This is a genomic window from Agrobacterium sp., from assembly GCF_032092815.1.
Classification (GTDB): domain Bacteria; phylum Pseudomonadota; class Alphaproteobacteria; order Rhizobiales; family Rhizobiaceae; genus Agrobacterium.
Genome location: NZ_DAMDBP010000093.1, coordinates 1 through 4,498 on the forward strand (window position 1 = coordinate 1; position 4,498 = coordinate 4,498).

General features: G+C 55.5%; 3 protein-coding genes. All 3 read left to right on the plus strand.

What is annotated here, in order from left to right:
• Nucleotides 1–304: 304 nt before the first annotated feature.
• The 3 genes from RT613_RS23725 to mnmA all read left to right on the plus strand — a co-directional run bounded on the left by RT613_RS23725 (nucleotide 305) and on the right by mnmA (nucleotide 4,311).
• Entirely contained in the window at nucleotides 305–1,360 is a 1,056-nt protein-coding gene (locus RT613_RS23725; protein WP_313618818.1) for a Tim44 domain-containing protein, read from the plus strand.
• A 363-nt stretch (nucleotides 1,361–1,723) separates the two neighbouring features.
• On the plus strand, nucleotides 1,724–2,905 hold the full coding sequence (locus RT613_RS23730; protein WP_313618819.1) for an OpgC family protein: 1,182 nt from the start codon (nucleotides 1,724–1,726) through the stop codon (nucleotides 2,903–2,905).
• Between the two features lie 209 nt (nucleotides 2,906–3,114).
• Entirely contained in the window at nucleotides 3,115–4,311 is a 1,197-nt protein-coding gene (mnmA, locus tag RT613_RS23735) for a tRNA 2-thiouridine(34) synthase MnmA (protein ID WP_313618820.1), read from the plus strand.
• Nucleotides 4,312–4,498 lie beyond the last annotated feature (187 nt).

Genomic DNA, 4,498 nt, shown 5'->3' on the forward strand with positions numbered 1-4,498 from the left:
GCTTCTCTATGTGGACGGCCCTGTTTCGGAAACCGTTCTGGACAAGCTTCGCGCCAACCCGGCCATCCGCCAGGTCAAGTCGCTGGCGTTCAACGTCGAGTAATATCGTTCCTCCCAAGGGGACAATAGAGGCCCGGTACTGGAGCAATCCAGTGCCGGGTTTTTTGTGCATCATTGATGGTCGCAATCAAGGGTTGTTTATCACGAAAAATTTTATAATTAGGCACTAAAAATGATCATCCAGAGTTGCTATATGCTCCGACGATAAGCCGCTCATGGGAGGGCGGCACAACAGGAGAAGACGATGTTTGCTGCCGTTCGGCGCTTTAAAGGTTTGTTTGCGGTTGCCGCTCTGGGAATTGCTGTTTCATTCGTGGCTGTGGATATGGCTGAGGCTCGTCGCGCTGGCGGTGGTTTCGGCAGCCGTGGAACGCGTACATTCTCTGCCCCACCTGCAACCAACACTGCACCGGGTCAAGCTGCACCGATTAACCGCAGCATGACGCCAAACACGTCCCCAAGTCAGGCGGCTCCTGGTGCTGTGCAGACACGTCCGGCCAACGCACAGCAGCCACAGCAGAACCGTGGTCTGTTTGGCGGTATGGCTGGCGGCTTGATGGGCGGCCTGTTGATGGGTGGTCTGTTCGGTATGCTGATGGGCGGCGGTTTTGGTGGCATGGCCGGTTTCTTCGGCATGTTGCTGCAGGTCGCTCTGATCGGTGTGCTGGTGATGTTGGCCATGCGTTTCTTCGCATCGCGCCGTCAGCAGCAGCCTGCTTACGCCGGTGCCCAGTCGCAGCGTAGCAACTATTCCGGTTTGTCCAACCCGCCGACAGGCCAGGGCGGCTTCAAGATCCCGCAGATGGGTTCCCTGTCTGGTGCGACAGCCGCCGCTGCCCCTGTAGCCGCAGCAAAGCCAGTACCGCATGCCAATGCCATGTCTGAGGGCGATGAAATCGGTATCACCGGTGAAGATCTCGGCCAGTTCGAGCAGATGCTGAAAGACGTGCAGGCTGCCTATGCTGCAGAAGACTATGCTGCACTTCGCAAGCTTACCACGCCGGAAGCCATGTCCTACCTGGCTGAAGAACTGAGCGACAACGCGACCAGCGGCGTGAAGAACGACGTCCGCGACGTTCATCTGCTGCAGGGTGACCTCGCAGAAGCCTGGCATGAAGAAGGTCGTGACTATGCGACTGTGGCCATGCTGTACTCGCGTATTGACGTGATGCGCGACCGCACGACAGGCAAGGTTATCGAGGGCGATGAGACCCAGGCAACCGAATCGACCGAGCTGTGGACTTTTGTGCGCCGCGAAGGATCCGAGTGGCAGGTGTCTGCCATCCAGTCTGCTTCCTGAGCCGCATACAGCTTAATCCAAGAATTTGGAGACGCCGCAGTGTTGCAACACACTGCGGCGTTTCTTTATTTCTACGTGTAAAAAATCGAAATTTTCCGGTGATTCATGGATGTGTTGCAATCTGTGCTGGTGTTTGCCGCTGTTGTGTACATCACATTCACATTATTGCCCTTTTTCGTTCATCCACCATTCAGCGGCACCTTCGTAACCATTGTGCACTTGCAAAAACGTGATCGCGCCACTGCTGCGATGGCTGCTTTTTGCGGAACCGCTTGGCGAAATGCGCGTTGTCAGACCGATGCCGGAGGTTCGTAAACAAGACCGGGCGATGCGCGGTCCTTAAGAGAATGGAGAGCTATCGAGATGAAACGCTTTGACCTGATCGACGGGATGCGCGGTTACTTTCTTGTGTTCATGCTGATCAACCACCTCGTGTTTGTTGGTGGTTATTGGCTGGTTGAAGTCAACCACCGCCAGTTCGCCTTTGTGGAAGATGCGCAGGGTTTTGTGTTCCTGTCCGGTCTGTTGATCGGTCTGGTCTATGCCCGCAAGATGATGAAATACGGTTACGAGACCGGGCGTCAGGCTATCTGGAACCGCTCCATGGAGCTTTACAAATATGCCATGGGTCTGGTGATTGCCGTTCTGGCGGTCACACTGGTGCTGCCACATGCATCTTACGTCTGGTACAACTGGATTGGCGCGACATCGTTCGATGATCCGCTGCGTTTGGCTGCCATTGCGACCTTCGTGTTCCAGCCAACTTTCATGGACATCCTGCCGCAGTACATCGTCTACATGCTGTTTGCGCCTGTGCTGATCAAGCTGTGCCTTGATGGCAAGTGGGCTTATGTGATGGTGGGTTCGGTGCTTGTGTGGATGGCTGGCCAGCTTGGTTTGCAGAAGGTCATCACCACGCCACTGCATGAACTTGTCAAAGGCCCGGACGACCAGGGGATCCGTGTCAGCTTCAATATGCTGGGTTGGCAGATCGTGTTTTTCTCGGCTCTGGTGATGGGTGCAATGACCGCCCAGAACAAGATCGAATGGAAGAAGATCTTCTCGCCGGAAAATAGCTGGATCCCGAAGGTTGCGCTGCTGGTCTGCCTGTTTTTCATGCCACTGCGTATTGCGACGGCCTGGGGTCTGATGCCTGACTATGTGATTGGCAAGTTTGCGACGATGGAAATCCGTGCCGACTTTGGCCCGGTCTATCTGATCAACTTCATCGCGGTTGGCGTTGGCCTGACATGGCTGCTGATTGCCGGTCCAAAACATCACAGCCAGATTGTGCGTCGCATTGCCAACGGCGTGATCTGGGTGCTGTCGCTGAAGTTCCTGCAGTTGCTGGGTCGCCATTCCTTGCAGGTCTATGTCTGGCATGTCGCTATCGTTTACGGCGTTTATTACATGGATGGTCGTACGTCGGAGCTGTCGCAGCTGGAAAAGACAATGATTGCCATCGTCGGCATCGCACTGCTTGCTCTGCCCGCATTGTGGCGTGAACGCGACAAGTGGATTGGTGGAACCAAGGCGCCCGCCTGATTTTAACGACAATCAAGAGATATGCTTTCAGGGCAGGGCGGGTTTCCCGCCCTGTACTTGTTTGCGGGCGCGATACTCTTTATATGCTGCCTCAAAATTCCCGAAGTCATGCCCCTTGAGCGCCAAGTCGCTCTGCGGCATGTTTTGGGGACTTGAACGACAGGCGCCGGGGCCTTGACCCCCGGTATGGCTGACGATTGGACAAAAACTTGAATACACTCGACTTTGACAAGAAGCCGGAAGACACACGCGTTGTTGTCGCCATGTCCGGCGGTGTGGATTCCTCCGTGGTGGCGGGTATCCTCAAGCGTGAGGGCTATGATGTCCTCGGCATCACCTTGCAGCTCTATGACCATGGCGCAGCTGTACACCGCGCCGGATCCTGCTGTGCGGGTCAGGATATTGACGATGCACGCCGCGTTTGTGAAACGCTTGGTATTCCGCATTACGTGCTCGATTACGAAGCACGGTTTCGTGAAACGGTGATCAACCCGTTTGCGGAAAGTTATGCCATGGGTGAAACTCCCATTCCGTGCGTTGCCTGCAACCAGACTGTGAAGTTTGCCGATCTGCTGGCGACTGCGCAGGAACTGGGTGCTGACGCGCTGGCAACCGGCCATTATATCCGCTCGCGGCATAATCCTATGCCCGGTCACCCCAATCGTCGTGCGCTTTTCCGGCCGATTGACAGTGATCGCGACCAGAGCTGGTTCCTGTTTGCGACCACGCAGGAGCAGATCGATTACCTGCGTTTTCCGCTTGGTGGCCTTTCCAAGGCGCAGACCCGCGAACTGGCGGAAGAAATGGGCCTTGTTGTTGCCAAGAAGGCGGACAGTCAGGACATCTGTTTTGTGCCACAGGGCAAATATACCGATGTCATCAACAAGCTGAAGCCGAATGCAGCGCTGTCGGGTGATATCGTCCATCTCGATGGACGTGTGCTGGGTCGTCACGAAGGCATCGTCAATTACACGATCGGTCAGCGTCGCGGTATCGGCGTTGCAACTGGTGAGCCGCTTTACGTCGTGCATCTGGATGCGCGCGGCAAACGGGTGATTGTTGGCCCGAAGGAAGCGCTGGAAACACACCGTGTTTATCTGCGTGACATCAACTGGCTGGGTGACAGATCGCTGGAAGAAGATGCGGCAAATGGTTTCCGGTGTTTTGCCAAGGTCCGCTCGACACGTCCGCCAGCAGAAGCAGTTGTCCATTTTGACGGTAGCGGCTGCTATGTCGACCTCATGGTCGGCGAAGCAGGCGTGGCGCCGGGGCAGGCTTGCGTACTCTATTCTGCGCCGGGTGCCGATGCCCGTGTATATGGCGGCGGTTTCATTGGCCGTTCCGAACGTTCAGCTGAAGCAGAAATGTCTTTGAAGACGTTGCTGGAAGGCTCGGTTGCCGCGTAAAATCCTGCAATATTCACAGGCTTGTCGAAAGCTGAGAAAATTGCAAATCTTGCGCTTGACATAAAAGGGAGCGGCACTTTATAAGCCGCTCATCCTAACGGAACAAAGACTTGAAACAAAGTCGTCGTTCCTTGTGGCGGGGTAGCTCAGGTGGTTAGAGCAGCGGAATCATAATCCGCGTGTCGGG